The organism is Nitrospinota bacterium, assembly GCA_016235255.1.
GTDB lineage: Bacteria > Nitrospinota_A > UBA7883 > UBA7883 > JACRLM01 > JACRLM01.
The window spans coordinates 34304-52070 of record JACRLM010000062.1 but is presented as its reverse complement, the minus strand read 5'-3'; the positions used below and the strand labels follow the sequence as shown (position 1 = coordinate 52070).

Below are 17767 nucleotides of genomic sequence, written 5' to 3'. Positions count from 1 at the left end.
TTGAAATCAAAAAGAAAAGGAAGGCCGCGGCGTAACTGTCCGCCGCTTGCGGCCACGCCGGGATTAATCGGAAATCACCGGATGGACAAAGCGGACAATTCATGTGCTACTAAACCGGACATTTCTATTTGTTGCTAACACCATGCGCGGGCGTTCAACCGCAAATCGAGCACCGCAACTCCGGGTTCCGGGCCGCCTGGGCTTCGTCGAGCCTGCGGCGCACGGCGTTAACCGGCGCCTGATGGAGCGATTCCGGGTCGCTCTTCGCCTTTTCCGCTATATCTATCATCGCCTCGCAGAATGCGTCCAGCGCCTCGCGGCTTTCCGTCTCCGTCGGTTCGATCATCAGCGCCCCTTTGACTATCAGCGGGAAATATATCGTGGGCGGATGGAAGCCGCGGTCTATTAGCCCCTTGGCGATGTCCAGCGTGCTGATATGGTTTCCCTCGCTCTGTATCTTGTCGTTGAACACGCATTCGTGCAGGCTGTGCCCCGGGATGGGGGTGTGATAATAGTCTTTGAGCCGCGCCTTGATGTAATTGGCGTTTATCACCGCCGCTTCTGTCGCCTCTTTGAGCCCCTGCGGCCCCATCGAAAGGATATACGCCGCCGCACGCAGCAACACACCCACGTTGCCATGGAATCCATGCACACGCCCAACGCTGTCCGGCATATTGTTGTCCATGGTGTACTTGCCATCCTTTTCCATCACCACCGGAACCGGCAGGAACGGCTCCAGCTCTTTTTTAACACATACAGGCCCGGCTCCCGGCCCGCCGCCGCCATGAGGCGTCGAGAACGTCTTATGCAAATTGATATGGCAGACGTCTATCCCCAAATCGCCGAACCGCGTCTTGCCGATCAGCGCAGAAAGGTTGGCGCCGTCCGCGTAAACGAATCCGCCCCTGTCGTGGACGATCTTCGCCGCCGCCATGATGTCCGACTCGAAAACGCCAAGCGTGTTCGGGTTTGTCACCATCAGCGCCGCGACGGAATCGTCCATCATCCTGTCCAACTCCACCAGGTCTATCTTGCCGTCCGGGCCGCTTTTAATGGTCACCGCCTGGTATCCGCAATAGACGGACGAAGCCGGGTTTGTGCCGTGGGCGGAATCGGGCAGCAACACCTTTTGCCGGGCATTGCCCCGTTTTGCCAGCGCCGCCCGGATCATTAACAATCCGGTGAACTCCCCGTGCGCTCCGGCGGCCGGCTGGAGCGTGGCCGCGTCCATCCCCACGATTTCGCAAAGCCAGCGGCCCAGGTCGTAAATCATCTTCAGCGTCCCCTGCGCCGCCGAATCGGGCTGGAGGGGGTGGCTGCCGGCAAAACCTTTCAGGCGGCTGACCGCCTCGTTGACCCTGGGGTTGTGCTTCATCGTGCACGAGCCGAGAGGGTAGATGTTCGAGTCCACCCCATAGTTCCACTGTGAAAGCCGGGTGTAATGACGGATCACCTCCGGCTCGGAAAGTTCCGGGAATCCCTTAAGCTCCGAACGGATATAGTCCGCCCCGGCAAGCGCGGAAATATCCGCCGCCGGTATGCCTGAATTGGGGAAATCAACTCCGTTCCTTCCGGAAGAGCCGCGGCCAAATATTTCTTTTTCCTGGAAAACCAGCCCGCGCTGAGCCTGTGTCATTTATTCAGTTTCCTCCATACTCACCGCGCGAACTCCGAAAGGATCGCGGCGAGCCTGTCTATCGAATCTTTCGTGTGCGTTTCCGTGGCGCAAAGAAGCATCGAATTGCCCAGTGACGGATACTCCTTCGAAAGATCGTATCCCCCCACTATCCCATCCCGCGCCAGCCGTTCGTTGATAATCACCGGAGCCACAGGGGTTTTCACAGCCACCTCGTTGAAGAAAGGCGCCTTGTGCGCCCTCGCATAACCTTTGATGGACGAGACTTTTTCCGCAAGGTAACGCGCCGCCGAAAAATTCCGGGCCGCCATCTCGCGCAGGCCGTTCTTGCCCAGCAGGCTCAAATGGATGGCCGCCGCCGTGGCGCAAAGCGCCTGGTTTGAACATATGTTCGACGTGGCCTTCTCGCGGCGTATATGCTGCTCCCTGGTGGCCAAGGTAAGCACAAAACCGTCGCGCCCGTCCGCATCCTTCGTCTTGCCCACAAGCCTGCCGGGCATCTGGCGGGCGTATTTGTCACGCGTGGCGAACATGCCCAGCGCCGGGCCGCCGTAAGAAAGCGATCCGCCGAAAGAGCGCCCCTCGCCAACGACGATGTCCGCCCCGAACTTGCCGGGGCCTTCCAAAAGGCCGAGCGCCACAGGCTCGGCCACCGCCACTATCAAAAGCGCCCCGGCCGCGTCGCACGCAGCCCTGGCCGCCTTCAAGTCCTCCACATGCCCCAGGAAATTGGGATATTGCAGCACCAGCGCGCAACTCTTCGCGTCCAGCGCTTTTTCATAATCTTTCTGCCCGGCCACACCGGCGGCGGAACAATCAAAATCCGCCAATTGCATTCCCAGGTGCTGGGTGTATGTTTTCACCACCCCGCGCCAATGGGGATGCACAAGGTTTGACATGGCCGCCTGACCGCGCCCCGTGATCCTTTTGGCCATTATCACCGCCTCCGCCAGGGCCGAGGGCCCGTCGTACATGGATGCGTTTGCCATGTCCATCCCGAAAAGGGCGGCGGTATATGTCTGGAATTCGAAGATCGCCATAAGGGTCCCCTGGCTGATCTCCGGCTGGTACGGGGTGTATGCGGTGAATATTTCCGAACGGAGCAAAAGCTGGTCCACCGCCACGGGAACGTTATGGGCGTAGGCCCCGGCCCCAAGGAACATGTTGCGGTTGAGGGCGGGGGCGTTGCGCCCGGCGAGGTCCTCGAAATACTCTAAAAGCTCCTGTTCGGCCAATGGTTCGGGAAGCGCGAGAGGCCGCCCCAGCATTGCGTTTGACGGGATGTCCGCGAATAGCCCGTCAACCGAAGACGCTCCTATTACCTTAAGCATCTCCTCTTTGTCTTTGCCGGTAAGTGGAATGTACCGCAACTTCTAGTGTCCCCCTTTAAGGCTTGCTTCATATGCATCGGCGGAAAGAAGCTTGCCCAGCGACGCTTCGTCCGCGACCTTGATTTTTATCATCCAGCCTGCGCCATAGGGGCTTTTGTTCACCTGGGCGGAATCGTTCTCCAGCGCGGTGTTCACCTCCACCACTTCGCCGGCCGCCGGCGCGTAAAGGTCCGAAACGGTCTTCACCGATTCGGCCACGCCGAAAGCTTCCCCCGCCGCCAGCGTGCGGCCGACCTGCGGAAGCTCCACGAACACGATGTCCCCCAGTTCGTGCTGGGCGAAGTCCGTGATTCCCACAGTCCCCACGCCCCCTTCAACCTTGATCCACTCGTGATCTTTTGTGTATTTCCTGTCCTTGGGAAAGTCCATTTTTCCTCCCTGATTTCTTGCCGGCCGTTAAACTCGGGTTTTAAAAGCGTGATTATCGCAGATTCCGCCCGAGCTCCTAAAAATAATCCGTTTACTCCGCCTTGACCTCTTCCACCGCCACCACGGTCTTTTTCACCCGGGACTGCACGAAAGGCGTCTTGACGATCTGAGCCTCGTAAAGCTTTCCTCTTATGTCCACCTGCAGGCTCGTCCCAACGGCGGCATATTCCGCTGGCACGTAGCAAAGGGCGATCCCCTTGTTCAACGTGGGGCTGAGCGTGCCGCTTGTGACCTTGCCCACTTTCTCGCCGTTCTTCACGATTTCATAGCCCTCACGGGGGATCCCCTTGTCCAGAAGCTCTATTCCCACAAGCTTGCGCTTTAATCCCGTTTCCTTCTGGACCGCCAAAGCCTGCCTGCCGATAAAATCCCCCTTGTCCATCTTCACTATCCAGCCAAGCCCGGCTTCCAGCGGGGTGGTGGTCTCATTTATGTCATGCCCATGCAGGGGATAGCGCATCTCCAGCCGCAACGTGTCCCGCGCACCGAGGCCCACCGGCCGGAGTCCGAAGGACTTGCCGCGCGTGACGATCTTGTCCCAGATCGCCGCCGTCTCGTTCCAGTTTACGAAAAGCTCGAAGCCGTCCTCCCCGGTGTATCCGGTGCGTGACAGCAGGACGGAAGACTCGCCGATGGTGGTGGTGACAAAGTGGTAATAGCCCATCGAACCTATCGGATGGGGGGTAAGGTAGCTTAAAATCGCTTCGGCGTTGGGCCCCTGAAGGGAGATCATCCCGAAGTCCCGCGAAAGGTTCACAACCTCCACCCCGGGGAAACCTGCCGCGTGGCCGGACATCCAGTCAAAGTCCTTGCGTGCGTTCCCCGCGTTGACACATATGAAAAACCGGGTGTCGCTCACCTTGTAAATGAGCAGGTCGTCAATTATCCCCCCGGCCTGGTTGAGCAGCGCGGAGTATTGCACCACATTTTCCTTCAGCCCCGCCACGTCGTTGGGGGTGAGGTATGAAAGCAGTTCCATCGCCCGCTCCCCTTTCACCTCTATCTCCCCCATGTGGGACACGTCGAATATCCCGGCCTTTTCCCGTGTGGCCTTGTGTTCATCCATTATCGAGGTGTACTGCACAGGCATTTCCCAACCGTTGAATTCCACCATCCTTGCGCCCAGGGCATGGTGCGCCTGCCACAATGGGGTCCTTTTTATATTGTTCAAGAGCTATTCTCCCATCACTTTTACGATTACCCGTTTCTTCCGCCTGCCGTCAAACTCGGCGTAATACACCTGCTGCCACGGCCCCAGGTCCAGCTTGCCGCCGGTGACAGGCACAATCACCTGGTGGTGCGCCAGCAGGTTCTTCAAATGCGCGTCGCCGTTGTCCTCTCCCGTGCCGTGATGCCGGTATCCCTTCCTGTAAGGGGCCAGGTTTTCCAGCCACTCGTCTATGTCCGCTATCAGTCCGGACTCCGCGTCGTTGACCCATACTCCGGCCGTGATGTGCATCGCCGACACCAGCGTCATCCCTTCGCGCACCCCCGATTTAGCCAGTATCTCCTCCACCTTTCCGGTTATATTGATGTATTCCCGTTTTTTGGCGGTGTTAAACCAGAGATACTCCGTATGGAATGTCATTGCCGAAGCGTGTTACCCTTTCATTGCCGCCGAAAAAAGAAAAATAAACGAATCCCGGCGTTAAAGCAACTAAAAGACGAAAAAAAGCGTGGCAAACATTAAAAAACGTGGAAAACGCATGGCTCCGCTGGGGTCCATCCTTGGCCGCGCCTTGTCCGCCGTAAGCCATGGGAGCCTTTACGACCTGGCCATGATCGAGGAACGATGGGGGGAAATCGTGGGCGAAGGGCTCCGGGCGGTGTCGCTTCCGGCGGAGCTTGAGCGCAAAAAGCTGGTCATATGGGTCAAAGAACCGGTGTGGGCGGATTCCATGGGATACCTGAAAGACGAGATCACCGGCAAGATAAACAACGCCTTGGAAAAAAAGGTGGTGGACGGAATCAAGGTGGTGTACCGGCGCGATTTCGACCGGACGCGCCCATCCCCACCTGCGGCGCAGGAAGAACCGGACACACGCCTTGTGAGTCCCGAAACCCTGCTTAAAATCGAGGAGGAGGCCGCCAAAGTGGAAGATTCGGAATTGCGCGAGGCAATTAAACGGGTTATGCTAAAAAGCGTAATAGCTAACATTGATAAAAAACATTGATGGTATTCAATAAGTTGGTCCCCTATGGTGGTTCCCGTTTGATCAAACCATGAATCTTCAAAAAGTCCTCGCCTCGGCGGCCGTGTTGGCCCTCTTTCTGGCCTCTTCGTGCGCCACCGCTCCGGCGGCCCGGCTGGAGCCTTCCGAGGCGCCGCCAGCGGCCAAGTCCGAAGATCCAAAGCCAGAATCGGTGATCGCCGAACCGGCCATGGACCGTTCCTTCGCCTATTACCAGTTCACGCTGGGGCTGCTGGCCGAAAGACGCGGGGATTACAAGGAAGCGCTGAGGCGGTATGAAATGGCGGTGGAGGAGGACGAGGGCCTTGTGCAGTCATACGAACGGATGGCCGGGCTTTATCTGCGCATGGGGCGGGTGGAAGACGCCCAGAAGGCCGCCGAAACGGCGCTGGAATCGGAGCCGGACTATGTGCCCTGCCTTGTGATCATCGGCGGGATACATTCGAGCATGGGCCGCTTTGAAAAGGCGGCCAAATATTTCAGCAGGATCACCGAGCTGGACCCGAAGAACAAGGAAGCGTGGATTTACCTTTCCCTGGCCCTGTTGCAGGACAAAGAGTACGAGGCGGCCATAACCGCGCTGGACAAATTTGGCGGTGTTTTTCCCGATGATCCGGTGGGGCTGTACTACAAAGGCCGGATATACATCCAGATGGGAAAGAACGCCGAGGCGGAAAAGCTATATAAGGACGTGATCAAAAGATTCCCTGAATTTTCCAAAGGATACGAAGGGCTGGCCCTTGCATACAAGGCGGGCAAGAACCTGGAAAAGGCCGCCGAAGTGTACAGGAAATACCTGGAGTCCTATCCGGACGACGAGGAGATGCGCGGAAAACTTGCTGAGGTCTATCTTCTGCAAGAGTCGTATTCCAAGGCGATAGACCAATATAAAGGCCTGGTGGAAAAAGAGCCGGAGGACGCCAGCCTGCATTTCCGCCTGGGCCTTTCATATGTGAAACAGGCCGAGGAAAGCCAGAATCCGGACGACTACCAGAAGGCCTTGCAGGAGTTCCAGCTTCTTCGGGCGAAGGAACCGGCAAGCCGGCGCATCGCCTTTTACATCGCCACGATATTCGAGCGGCTAAAGCTTCTAGACGAGGCCATTGAGGTGTGGAGCCAGCTTCTGGCCGAAGGGGGGAAGGAATCCCGGGACATCGCCGTGAAAATGGCGGAGCTCTATGAGCGCGCCGGCAAGACGGAGGAGAGCCTCAAGAGCGCCATCATCGCCCGGGACATGGACCCGAACGATCCGGAGCTGCAATATTACACCGGCCTGCTCGAAAACAAGCTCAACCGTGGCAAGGAGGCCATCGAATCGTTCAAAAGGGCGGTGAGCCTCAATCCTTCCGAGGCGAAATATTATTTCCTCATGGGCGCCGTCCATGAGCGCGAGGGGGACTATGAAAACTGCATAGCCGCCATGAAAAAGGCGATTGAGATAGACCCTTCCCACGCCAACGCGCTCAACTATCTCGGCTACATGTACGCCGAGAAGTCCGTCAACCTCAAGGAGGCGGAGGAATATCTTGGAAAGGCGCTGGCCATAGAGCCGGACAACGGCTATTTTATTGACTCGCTGGGTTGGGTATATTTCAAGCAAGGGCGTTTTAAAGAAGCCCTGGAAAAACTGCTCACCGCTGTGCGCAACATTCCGCCGGACCCGACGGTGCTGGAACACCTGGGGGATGTCTATACGGTTCTGGGAGAAAACAAGGCCGCCACCGACGCCTATGAGCGTTCGCTTACCGCCGAATCGGAAGACAAGCGGGAAACGGACCGGAGCGCCGTGAAGAAAAAGATCGGCGACCTTAAGAAAAAGTTGCGGGACAGCCAGTAACGGCGCCCTTCGCCATCCCCCGGACGGATGGCCGGCCGCCTTATAACAGCCTTTCAAACCTGATTCGGACATTATGGCAAAACGCGCCCTCCCTTTGACGCTGGCGTTGGCCGTATTGGCGGTCTCCTGCGCCACCGCCCCACCCTTGATGGACATTGTGACAAGGGACATCGAATCTTTGGCCGAGGCCCGGCCGCGCTCCTTCGCCGGGTCCGGACATATCAAAGTGGACGCGGGGGAAGACAGTTTCTCCGGGACCATTGCGCTGGCGCTTGAAGGGGACAATTACAGGCTCGAAGCGCTGGACGCGGCCAACCGCGCGGTGGCCGCCGTTGCTGGCGGCAAGGAGACCATCACAAGGGTGGACGGCAATACCGGGAAAAAAACCATCGCCCGGGGCAACTTTGCAAAGAGCATCCAGATCGGTGGGATCGTCATGCCGGCCGGTCTATTAAGAACTATCGTCACAGGCTCCCCCCCTCCCTTTGAAAAAATGATACAAGTGGCGCGGGCCGGAGCCGGATACAAAGTCACCACCAGCGGCCCGGCGATGGACCTTTTTGTGCAAGGAGGAAGGCTTGCCGGAGTGACCATAGAAGGCTGGGACATGGGGGCGCTTTCCGTCGATCTCGGGCCGATGGCCGGAGAGGGGGAATCCAGGTACGTGTCCGGCTGCGTCATCAAAATGAAAGGGGGCGGCAAGGCAACCATCAGGTGGGAAAAGGCGGATTTCGGGAAAAATTTCCCTGCGGGATTTTTCACATTCGATGACATTTGGGACGATTGACCAGCGCGGGAATAAAACCGTTTTTTTAGTGTATGGTTACGCGGTGTGGTCAAATCCCTTGAATTATGTTTGACACGCGATTTAGACCTAGTATAATCTCCCTGTCAAGGTGGATCAAACCAGTATCTATTGGAGGTGAATCTTATGTCATTAGTCACACAGCCAGCCCCGGAATTCAAGGAGACTGCCGTATTGCCGGACAAGTCTTTCAAGGAAATATCCCTTGCGGACTTTAAGGGCAAATGGCTTGTCCTGTTTTTCTATCCGCTGGACTACACCTTCGTCTGCCCGACGGAAATAACCGCCTTCTCGGAAGCGATAGGCGAATTCACCAAACTCGGCGCCGAAGTGCTGGGCTGCTCTGTGGACAGCAAGTTCTCCCATCTTGCCTGGCGCGAGACCCCGCGCAACAAAGGTGGCCTTGGCGATCTTGCGTATCCGCTTCTGGCCGACCTGAACAAAAACGTCGGCAAGGCCTATGGAGTGCTTCTCCCCGCCGGCATGACGCTGCGCGGCCTGTTCATTATAGATCCGGACGGCAAGGTGGCCTATGAAGTGGTCCACGATCTTGGCATCGGCCGCAACGTGGATGAAGTGCTGCGCGTGCTGGCCGCGATCCAGACGGTGAAAAAGACCGGCGAGGTCTGCCCCGTCAACTGGAAACCGGGCGCCGACACCATGAAAGGCGACCCGAAAGGTTCGCAAAGCTATTTCGCCAAGCACGGCAAATAGTTTTAAAACGCCGCCATACCCGTCCGCCTTAAAGCGGGCGGGTTTTTTTTCCGGTTCCGGAGAGGAGCCGATTCATTGAAAAATATGCGTTGAGCCGCTTTTTTTGGTGTACCATCACAGGATATTTTCATCGATTACGGCGGCCTTGCCATGGCAAAACACGGAAAAAAGCGGGCGAAGAAATTCGGGATGCCACCCGGCACGCTTCTCCATCCGGAGGAGCCGCTGCCGGAGGCGTCGAAAATCACCATAATCGATTACGACGAAAAATATTTCCACGCCGAGCAGACCCATACCGTGGAGACCTGCATCCCGTTCAAGACCTCCCCCACCGTCACATGGATAAACGTGGACACGATCCACGACGTGAAACTTCTGGAGCGCATGGGCGCCGTTTTCGCCATGCACCCGCTTACCATGGAAGATATCCAGAGTGTGGACCAGCGTCCGAAAATGGATGATTACGATGAATATATCTACCTGGACCTGAAGATCCTTTCCCACCCGGAGACCGGGGAGATAAACGCGGAGGCGATAAGCATCGTCATCGGCCCCTCATATGTAATCACTTTTCATGAAAAAGAGAGCGCCGCGCTAAATCCCATCAGGGACAGGATACGGTCCGCCGGCGGAAGGATAAGGAAAATGTCCGCGGACTATCTGGGCTATTGCCTGATGGACACCATCGTGGACAACTATTTTCTGGTGCTCGAAAGGTTTGACGAACGGATCGAACTGCTTCAGGCCGAGCTTCTGGAAAACCCCACCACAAAAACGCTTTCGGATCTTAACAAGCTCAAAAGAGAAATCATATTCCTGCGAAAGTCCGTTTGGCCGCTCCGGGAAGTTATCGTCAAGCTTGAAAGGAGCGACTCGCCCCTGATAAAAGAAGCCACAAAGCTGTATCTGCGGGACGTGTACGACCATACTATTTACATAGTGGACGCCATCGAGTCGTTCCGGGACATACTGGGCGGGATGCTGGACATATACCTTTCCGCCAACTCCAACAGGCTAAACGAGGTCATCAAGTTCCTCACGATAATATCCACCATATTCATCCCCCTCACCTTCCTGGCCGGCGTGTACGGGATGAACTTCAAGCATTTTCCCGAGCTTGACTTGACCTATGGCTATCCCCTTTTCTGGGTGGTGAACCTGGGCATCGCTGTGGGACTGCTTTTCTATTTCAAGCGCAAAGGGTGGCTGTAATTCACACCTTGAGGAGCGCGCTGTGAGCGGTATATGGCCCTGGATAGCATTCAATATTTTCGTGATGGCCACGCTCGCCCTCGACTTAGGCGTGCTCAACCGGAAAGCCCATGTCATATCCATCCCCGAGGCGATGAAATGGAGCGCCATATGGATCCTCATGTCGCTGGCTTTCGGGGCGGGAGTATATTACGTGCGCGGCTGGGACGACGCGTTCAATTACATCGCCGGTTACCTGATCGAAAAGTCCCTGAGCGTGGACAACCTTTTCGTGCTGCACCTCATTTTCACCTACTTCGCCATTCCGGCGCGCTATCAGCACAAGGTGCTTTTCTGGGGGATACTGGGCGCCGTCGTCATGCGGTTCTCGTTCATCATGGCGGGTGTGGCCATCATCAAGATGTTCCATTGGACGCTGTATCTTTTCGGCGCGTTCCTGGTGTTTTCCGGGATCAAGATGGCCACGAGCAAAGAGTCCGACGAGATTGATTTCGAGAAAAACCTGGTCCTGCGCGCCGTCCGGCGGATCATGCCGGTGACGCCGGAAATGGACGATGGCCGGTTTTTTATTTCAAAGGACTCCGTGCGCCACGCCACCCCCATTTTCATCGCAATGGTTTTGATAGAGTTTTCGGACGTGATCTTCGCCATGGACTCCATCCCGGCCATATTCGCCGTCACCCTCGATCCGTTCATCGTGTACACCTCCAACATCTTCGCGATCCTGGGGCTGCGCTCGCTGTATTTCGCCCTGGCCGGGATGATGACGATGTTCCACTATCTGCGGTACGGCCTTGCGGTGATCCTGGTCTTCCTGGGCGCAAAGATGCTGGCCGCGGAGTTTGTCCATCTGCCGGTGCTGGCCGCCCTTGGGATCATCGCATTGATCCTTGTGGTGTCGGCGGCGGCGTCCATCTTTTTCCCGCCGGCGAAAGAAGACGGGAAGCAGGCCTAAGCTTCGGCAAGCTAAGCCTGACATTCTCACATGTGGCCCATTCCGCCATATCCCATGCCACCGCCATACCCCATACCGCCGCTCTGCCAGTTGTCGCAAACTCCATTGCCGTCGGTGTCATTGAAATTGGGACCGTGGAACACGTCCGTCAAGCCGTTCTGGGCGTAGTCGCAAATTCCGTCGCCGTCAAGGTCAACGAAGTCATGGCCGTACCCCATGTGCCACCCCTGCTCCATGTAATCGTTGACGCCATTGCCATTCGCGTCAACGAACATCATCCCTCCGTTCTGGGCATACATGGGCGTTCCGCTTTCCCAGTAGTCGCACACGTAGTTCCCGTTGTCGTCCACAAATCCCGGCCCGTGCCACGTGGCGGAGCCGTTCTGGGCGTAATCGCAAATCCCGTCGCCGTTTTCATCAACGAACTGATGCCCGCCGTACGCCATCATCGTCCGCGTGGAGCCAGGGTCGTGGGTATCGCGCTCGAAATAATCGTTGATCGCATTGCCGTTATCGTCGCTGAACATGGGATAGACCACGGAAGAGGACGATGCGGACGAACCTGAACTTCCCGAGCCGCACGACGGCACGGTGAGGGAAACGAACAGAATCAGAAAGAGAGATACGGCTATGGAAAAGCCTATGGTGTGTTTGCTGATGGTCATGATCCACCTCGAAGCTGCAGGGAGCGATTATTCAAATGAACCGTTGTCTTTACTATAGATGAATTTGGGAGAGGGAGGATTCAAACGCTACTATCACTGAAATATCTGTTTTCGGCTGCACCCTGGTCCGCCCCCTAATACCCCCATCAATTTTATTGATTAGCCCTCCATACCCTCCTGCGCGTACCATCAGCAGACGGGGTGGGGTATCCGCTCCTGTTTTGCCATAAACATAAATCGAGGCGGATTATGCCAACGGCGGCGCAGACGAAGGACAACGGGGGGACCGAAACAAAATTCACCACCTGCTACATGTGCTCGTGCAGGTGCGGGATAAAGATCACCATCGAAAACGGGATGCCGCGCTATATACAGGGCAATCCGGCGCACCCGACAAACAAGGGGGTGATCTGCGCCAAGGGCTCCGCCGGGATAATGAAGCAGATGTCCCCCGCGCGCATCAAAAAGCCGTTGCTGCGCAAGCCGAACGCAGAGCGGGGCGCCGCCGATTTCGAGGAAATATCCTGGGAACGCGCCTACGACATGCTCACCGGACGGCTCAAGCACATCCGCGCCACCGACCCGAAGAAGCTCGCTTTTTTTACAGGTCGCGACCAGATGCAGGCGCTCACCGCATATTTCGCCAAGCAGTTTGGCACCCCCAACTTCGCCGCGCACGGCGGGTTCTGCTCCGTGAACATGGCCACGTCCATGATCTATTCCATCGGCGGCACAGGGTGGGAGTTCGGCGGGCCGGACTGGGACCGCACAAAATACACCGTGCTCATCGGCGTGGCCGAGGATCACGACAGCAATCCATTCAAGATCGGCATTGGCAAACTCAAAGACCGCGGCGGCAAGCTTGTCGTCATCAACCCTGTGCGTTCCGGCTACGGCGCGGTGGCGGACGAGTGGGTTCCCATACGCCCCGGGACCGACGGCGCCCTTTTGATGGGGATGATCCACGTCCTCATAAAAAACGGCCTGTACGACAGGGATTTCCTGGTCACCCAGACCAACGCGGCGCAACTTGTCGTCGTGGACGAGGGAGGGGAAGACGAGGGGCTTTTCTGGACTCCCGGCAAGTTCGAGGACAGCGACCATAGCCAGAACCATGTTTGGGACACCGCCAGCGACTCACCCCAACCGTTCATGAGCAAAGGCGCCAAGCCAGCGCTGATGGGCTCATATAAAACGCCCGACGGGAAAAATGTCAAAACATCGTTCCAGCTTTTGACCGAGCGTGTGCTGACGGACTATCCGCTGGAAAATATTTCGCGCATCACAAGCGTTCCTGTGGAGCAGATCGAGCGCATCGCGCTGGAGATGGGGATCACCGCCCGCGACGAGAAGATTACATTACCGATAGAATGGACGGACGTTTGGGGGAACCATCACCACAAGGTCACCGGCAATCCGGTGTCCATCCACGCAATGCGGGGGGTCGCGGCGCATTCCAACGGATTCCAGACCGGGCGGGCGCTTTCCACGCTGATGATGATTTTGGGAACGATAGACAGGCCGGGGGGATTCCGCCATAAGCCCCCCTATCCGAGACCCATACCCCCCTGCCCCAAGCCAATTGACGGGCCGGAGCACATCAAGCCCAACACACCGTTGCCCAATCCGGAGCTTGGATTTCCGACCAAGCCGGAGAACCTGATGATCAACGCAGACGGTTCGCCCGTGCGGATAGACAAGGCATTCAGTTGGGAATTCCCGCTCACGGCCCACGGCATGATACAGAACGTCATCACCAACGCCCATAACGCCGATCCGTACAAGATAGACACACTGTTCTTCTTCATGGCGAACATGGCGTGGAACTCCTCCATGAACACCTCCGCCATGATAAACATGCTCAAGGCCAAAGAGCCGGACGGGACGCACAAGATTCCGTTTCTCGTGGTCTCCGACGCGTTTTACTCGGAGATGGTGGCCTTCGCCGACCTGGTATTGCCGGACACCACCTATCTGGAACGGTACGACGTGATATCGCTTCTGGACAGGCCGATCAGCGAATTTACAAGCGTGGTGGACTCCATCCGCCAGCCCATATTCGAAGCCCCGGAAGGGTGCGAGCCTTTCCAGGAAACGCTTATCAAGCTTGCAAACAGGCTCGGGCTGCAAGGGTTCTGCGACGACGCGGGCAAGCCGAAATTCAAGGGATATAACGACTTTGTCACCAACTGGACCGTGGCGGCGGACACGCCCATCGGCTTTCTTGCCGGATGGCGCGGCAAGGACGGGTCCGACCATCTCGTTGGCGAGCCCAACGAAAAGCAGTGGGACATGTACATAAAGAACGGATGCTTCTTCCAGTTCGAGCTGGAGGAGTCCATCCAGTACAACCGGAACATCAACCAGGGTTATTTGAACTGGGCGCTGGACCACAAGCTCATCCGCCGCAACGACCCTATCATCATGAAGATATATTCCGAGGTGATGCAGCGGTTCCGCCTTGCGGCCAAGGGGACGCGGCCGGGCCGGCAACCGGCCACCAGGAAACAGCGTGACCGCCTGTTGAAGTACTTCGATCCGCTGCCGATGTGGTATCCGCCGTTGGAGGACGGGACGGTGGACACGAATAAGTACACGATCCACGCCATAACACAGCGGCCCATGCCGATGTACCATTCGTGGGACTCGCAGAACGCGTGGCTGCGCCAGATCATCGGGCAGAACTACCTTTATATAAATCCGGTCAAGGCAAGGCAGATTGGCGTGAACGACATGGACTGGGTATGGGTGGAAAGCGCCCACGGCAAGATACGGGTGCAGGCGAAGTTTTCCCACGCCGTCCAGCCGGACACGGTGTGGACCTGGAACGGGATCGGCAAGATGGCCGGCGCATGGAACCTTGATCCAAAGGCCGAGGAAGTCACGAAAGGGTTCCTGCTCAACCACTGCATCACCGAGGAGATAGCCGACGGCCACGGCGGGCGCGTATCCAACTCCGATCCCATCACCGGCCAGGCGGCCTGGTATGACCTGCGCGTGCGGATATACAAAGCGGAGGAGGAAGGAAGCTGGCCGCAGTACGAGCCGCTGAAACCTTTGCCGCACATGGCCAGACGGCCGGACATCCTGCGGTACACCACCCGGAAGGGAGGAAAATGATCATGACGCAACTGGCGCTGGTGATAGACCTGAACAAGTGCGTGGGATGCCATGCCTGCGCGGTCAACTGCAAATCGTGGAACACTTCCGGACAGTTCGGCCCGTTGACCGACAATAAGCCTTATGGCGAAAAGCCGGACGGCGTGTGGTTCAACCGGGTGCAGACTTACGAGATAGGCGAGTTCCCTAACGTGGAGGTCTTGCATTTCCCCAAATCGTGCCTGCATTGCGCCGACGCCCCCTGCGTGGAAGTGTGCCCCACCAACGCATCCCACAAAAGGCTGGAGGACGGCGTGGTGCTGGTCAATTACGGCGATTGCATCGGGTGCAAGTACTGTTCATGGGCTTGCCCGTACGGCTGCAGGGAGTTCGACGCGGCGGAGGGGGTGATGAAAAAGTGCACCCTGTGCGTGGACAGGATATATGACGCGGCCCTGCCGGAAGAAGAGCGAAAGCCAGCCTGCGCGCTGGCCTGCCCTTCCGGGGCCAGGATATTCGGGGACATCAACGACCCCGCGTCGGAAGCTTCCATCGCCATCCGCGACGGGATGGGATACAAACTCATGCCCGAAGCCGGGACAAATCCGAGCAACCACTACCTGCCGCGCAGGAAAGTGAAAGTGACCGTGAACGAGGAACAGATAACCGTGCGCAGGCAGGAGACCATCAAGACTGTCCGCCGCAGCGTGAACATTGAAGAAACAGTGATAGAAGACGTAAGCCTGGGCGGATAAGACTTAAGGAGAAACGAATATGCATCCTGAAATGTCGCTTGTGATACTGACCGTCCTGGCCGGAGCGGGGCAGGGGTTGTTTATTTTTCTTGTGGGGGGCGATATGCGCGCCGCGGCCGCTGGCGGGCTTCCTGGCGATGTGCTGGTGGCGGGCTCGGCGGTGGCGCTAATGCTGACGGTGGCGGGAACGCTGGCCTCCTTTTTCCATCTGACCCACCCGGAGCGGGGATGGAAGGCGATGCTCCAATGGCGCAAGTCGTGGCTTTCGCGCGAGGTTGTGTCGCTCCCGGCGTTCCAGGGGCTTGTGGCGCTGTATGGAATCGCCGCGTACGCCGGATATCCTGTCAAGGCGCGGATGCTGGTGGGAATCGCCGGTTGTGTCGTGGCGGCCGTCCTTTTCATCTCGTCCGGGATGGTGTACGCGAAGGTGCGCTTTATCCGGGAATGGGCCAACGCATATACTCCGCTCAATTTCATATTCACCGGCCTTTCGGCGGGCTCGGCCATTGCGCTTTCGGTGATGGAGCTTTCGGTTGCGGACACCGTTATCACCCTTGCCCTCCTTCGCGCGGCGCTGGGGGTGATTGCGGCGGGCGGGATCATAAAGCTTCTGTCGTTGATCAGCAATCGCCGGATATATTCCCCCCTGTCCGTCCAGACGGCTCTGGGGGTGAACAGTTCCACCGTGCGGCTTATGGACTTTGGTTCAAGTTACGATCACTACAACACAAAAGAATATAATTACAGCAAGCACAGGGAGCGCCATGGCTCCATCTGCATATTCGTTATGACGGCGCTCTACGCCGGGCCGTTCATCGCGCTGATGGCCGACTATATGCCGCTAATTCGCGGGGAAAACGGGACGGCCGCCCCGGCCGTGGCGGCGGTGATGATGCTGGGATATTTTGCGGAGCGATGGTTTTTCTTCGCGGACGCCAATCATGTCCAGAACCTGTACTATGGCAATTTCATGGTAAAGCAGGGCGCCAACCCGCTGTTGCAGGCGGCAAAACGGGGGACTCCGGTTCCCAAACGTTGATCCACCATCCCCCACCCCGCCCGGTTTCATTGACAACAGTGGCCGCGGGGGGGATAATTAAATGAGTGGGTTTTATGTTACCTGATAAATTCAACCGGTCGGTCGATCTAATACAAATCGCGGCAAGCGGGACGTGCCAATACGCCTGTCCGCATTGCGCCGCAGGCGCCCCCGCGCCCGCATATGAGCTTTTTCCCACAAACTATCTGCTAAGGTTCCTGCGCATGATGGGCACATTGGGGCTCAAACGCGTGCGCATAACGGGCGGCGGGGAGCCTCTTTTGCGGCCGGACATCGTCGATCTTGTCGCCGGGCTTGCTTCCGGCCGGATATTCGATGAAGTGACCATGGCCACCAACGGCGCTCTCCTCCCCTCGTTCGTTGAGAGGCTTAAAGACGCCGGGCTTGACCGTCTGCTCATAACGATTCCATCGCTGGACAAGGACGTTTTCACCTCCATCGCCGGATCGGACGGCCTTGCGGCGGCGCTGGCGGGGCTGGACGCGGCGCTGGAGCGTCAAATACCGGTCACCATAAAAATGACCATACACGCCGAAGCCACCATAGACGGCATCGAGCGCATGATGGACTTCGCCGTGGAGCGCCGGACGGACCTTTTTGTGGAAGATCCGTTCAAATGCGACGGGGACAAGGACGCCATAACCTCCGGCATGATTCTGGCCCGGCTGGAGTCCAAATTTAAACTTGAAAAAATAGAAGCCAAGTCCAAGCCCGGCGCGCGATACTCGATCAAAGGAACGGACACGCATTTAAAGCTCCTCACTTCGGACATCCGCAGGACCTGCGGCACGTGTGACAGGTTTTGGCTATCCCCGGATGGCGTGCTGTCCGTATGCACAGGCGTGCTGACGCAGGTCAGCCTGAACGCATTTTTCGAGGAGGACCCTTCGGACGAGGAATTGGCGCAATGGTGCGTGAAGATAGCCATGGCCAAGCCGATGCACCGCCGCTCGGCGTGCTCAATCCCCCGGACCCCTTCAGACAATCCAGCGGTTTCCTTCCTCGGCTGACCATATG

Annotated in this window: 16 protein-coding genes; 10 read left to right on the top strand and 6 right to left on the bottom strand. The window is 57.5% G+C overall.

What is annotated here, in order from left to right:
• Positions 1-154: 154 nt before the first annotated feature.
• The 5 genes from gcvPB to HZB29_07825 all read right to left on the bottom strand — a co-directional run bounded on the left by gcvPB (position 155) and on the right by HZB29_07825 (position 5044).
• Positions 155-1636, bottom strand: coding sequence for an aminomethyl-transferring glycine dehydrogenase subunit GcvPB (gene gcvPB, locus HZB29_07845; GenBank protein ID MBI5815509.1), 1482 nt, complete (start codon positions 1634-1636; stop codon positions 155-157).
• Between the two features lie 20 nt (positions 1637-1656).
• On the bottom strand, positions 1657-3006 hold the full coding sequence (gcvPA, locus tag HZB29_07840) for an aminomethyl-transferring glycine dehydrogenase subunit GcvPA (GenBank protein MBI5815508.1): 1350 nt from the start codon (positions 3004-3006) through the stop codon (positions 1657-1659).
• Positions 3007-3009: 3 nt separating this feature from the next.
• Positions 3010-3396, bottom strand: coding sequence for a glycine cleavage system protein GcvH (gene gcvH / locus HZB29_07835; GenBank protein MBI5815507.1), 387 nt, complete (start codon positions 3394-3396; stop codon positions 3010-3012).
• A 91-nt stretch (positions 3397-3487) separates the two neighbouring features.
• Positions 3488-4618 (bottom strand): glycine cleavage system aminomethyltransferase GcvT, encoded by a 1131-nt coding sequence (gene gcvT / locus HZB29_07830; GenBank protein ID MBI5815506.1) that lies wholly within the window; start codon positions 4616-4618, stop codon positions 3488-3490.
• 12 nt (positions 4619-4630) lie between these two features.
• Positions 4631-5044, bottom strand: a complete 414-nt coding sequence (locus HZB29_07825) for a YjbQ family protein (GenBank protein MBI5815505.1) — start codon at positions 5042-5044, stop codon at positions 4631-4633.
• A 118-nt stretch (positions 5045-5162) separates the two neighbouring features.
• Between HZB29_07825 and HZB29_07820 the strand changes: the two genes are divergently transcribed.
• From HZB29_07820 to HZB29_07795, 6 genes are all read left to right on the top strand, one after another.
• Positions 5163-5630, top strand: coding sequence for a DUF721 domain-containing protein (locus HZB29_07820; protein ID MBI5815504.1), 468 nt, complete (start codon positions 5163-5165; stop codon positions 5628-5630).
• Between the two features lie 49 nt (positions 5631-5679).
• On the top strand, positions 5680-7485 hold the full coding sequence (locus tag HZB29_07815) for a tetratricopeptide repeat protein (GenBank protein ID MBI5815503.1): 1806 nt from the start codon (positions 5680-5682) through the stop codon (positions 7483-7485).
• Between the two features lie 73 nt (positions 7486-7558).
• Positions 7559-8272 carry a hypothetical protein gene (locus tag HZB29_07810; protein ID MBI5815502.1) on the top strand — a complete coding sequence of 238 codons (714 nt, stop codon included), beginning with the start codon at positions 7559-7561 and terminating at the stop codon, positions 8270-8272.
• A 144-nt stretch (positions 8273-8416) separates the two neighbouring features.
• Positions 8417-9004, top strand: coding sequence for a peroxiredoxin (locus HZB29_07805; protein MBI5815501.1), 588 nt, complete (start codon positions 8417-8419; stop codon positions 9002-9004).
• Positions 9005-9154: 150 nt separating this feature from the next.
• Complete coding sequence (gene corA, locus HZB29_07800) at positions 9155-10216, top strand: magnesium/cobalt transporter CorA (GenBank protein ID MBI5815500.1); 1062 nt, start codon at positions 9155-9157, stop codon at positions 10214-10216.
• 64 nt (positions 10217-10280) lie between these two features.
• A complete protein-coding gene (locus HZB29_07795; protein MBI5815499.1) occupies positions 10281-11171 on the top strand; it encodes a TerC family protein in 891 nt (296 codons plus the stop codon).
• A gap of 26 nt (positions 11172-11197) precedes the next feature.
• Here HZB29_07795 and HZB29_07790 read toward each other — a convergent pair whose 3' ends face one another.
• Positions 11198-11836 (bottom strand): hypothetical protein, encoded by a 639-nt coding sequence (locus HZB29_07790; protein MBI5815498.1) that lies wholly within the window; start codon positions 11834-11836, stop codon positions 11198-11200.
• A gap of 249 nt (positions 11837-12085) precedes the next feature.
• On the opposite strand from HZB29_07790, the gene HZB29_07785 reads away from it, so the two are divergent.
• The 4 genes from HZB29_07785 (at position 12086) to HZB29_07770 (ending at position 17760) form a co-directional block, all read left to right on the top strand.
• Entirely contained in the window at positions 12086-14956 is a 2871-nt protein-coding gene (locus HZB29_07785; GenBank protein MBI5815497.1) for a molybdopterin oxidoreductase family protein, read from the top strand.
• Between the two features lie 2 nt (positions 14957-14958).
• Positions 14959-15690, top strand: a complete 732-nt coding sequence (locus HZB29_07780; GenBank protein ID MBI5815496.1) for a 4Fe-4S dicluster domain-containing protein — start codon at positions 14959-14961, stop codon at positions 15688-15690.
• 19 nt (positions 15691-15709) lie between these two features.
• Positions 15710-16729, top strand: a complete 1020-nt coding sequence (locus HZB29_07775) for a dimethyl sulfoxide reductase anchor subunit (protein MBI5815495.1) — start codon at positions 15710-15712, stop codon at positions 16727-16729.
• Positions 16730-16803: 74 nt separating this feature from the next.
• Positions 16804-17760 carry a radical SAM protein gene (locus HZB29_07770; protein MBI5815494.1) on the top strand — a complete coding sequence of 319 codons (957 nt, stop codon included), beginning with the start codon at positions 16804-16806 and terminating at the stop codon, positions 17758-17760.
• Positions 17761-17767: the final 7 nt, after the last annotated feature.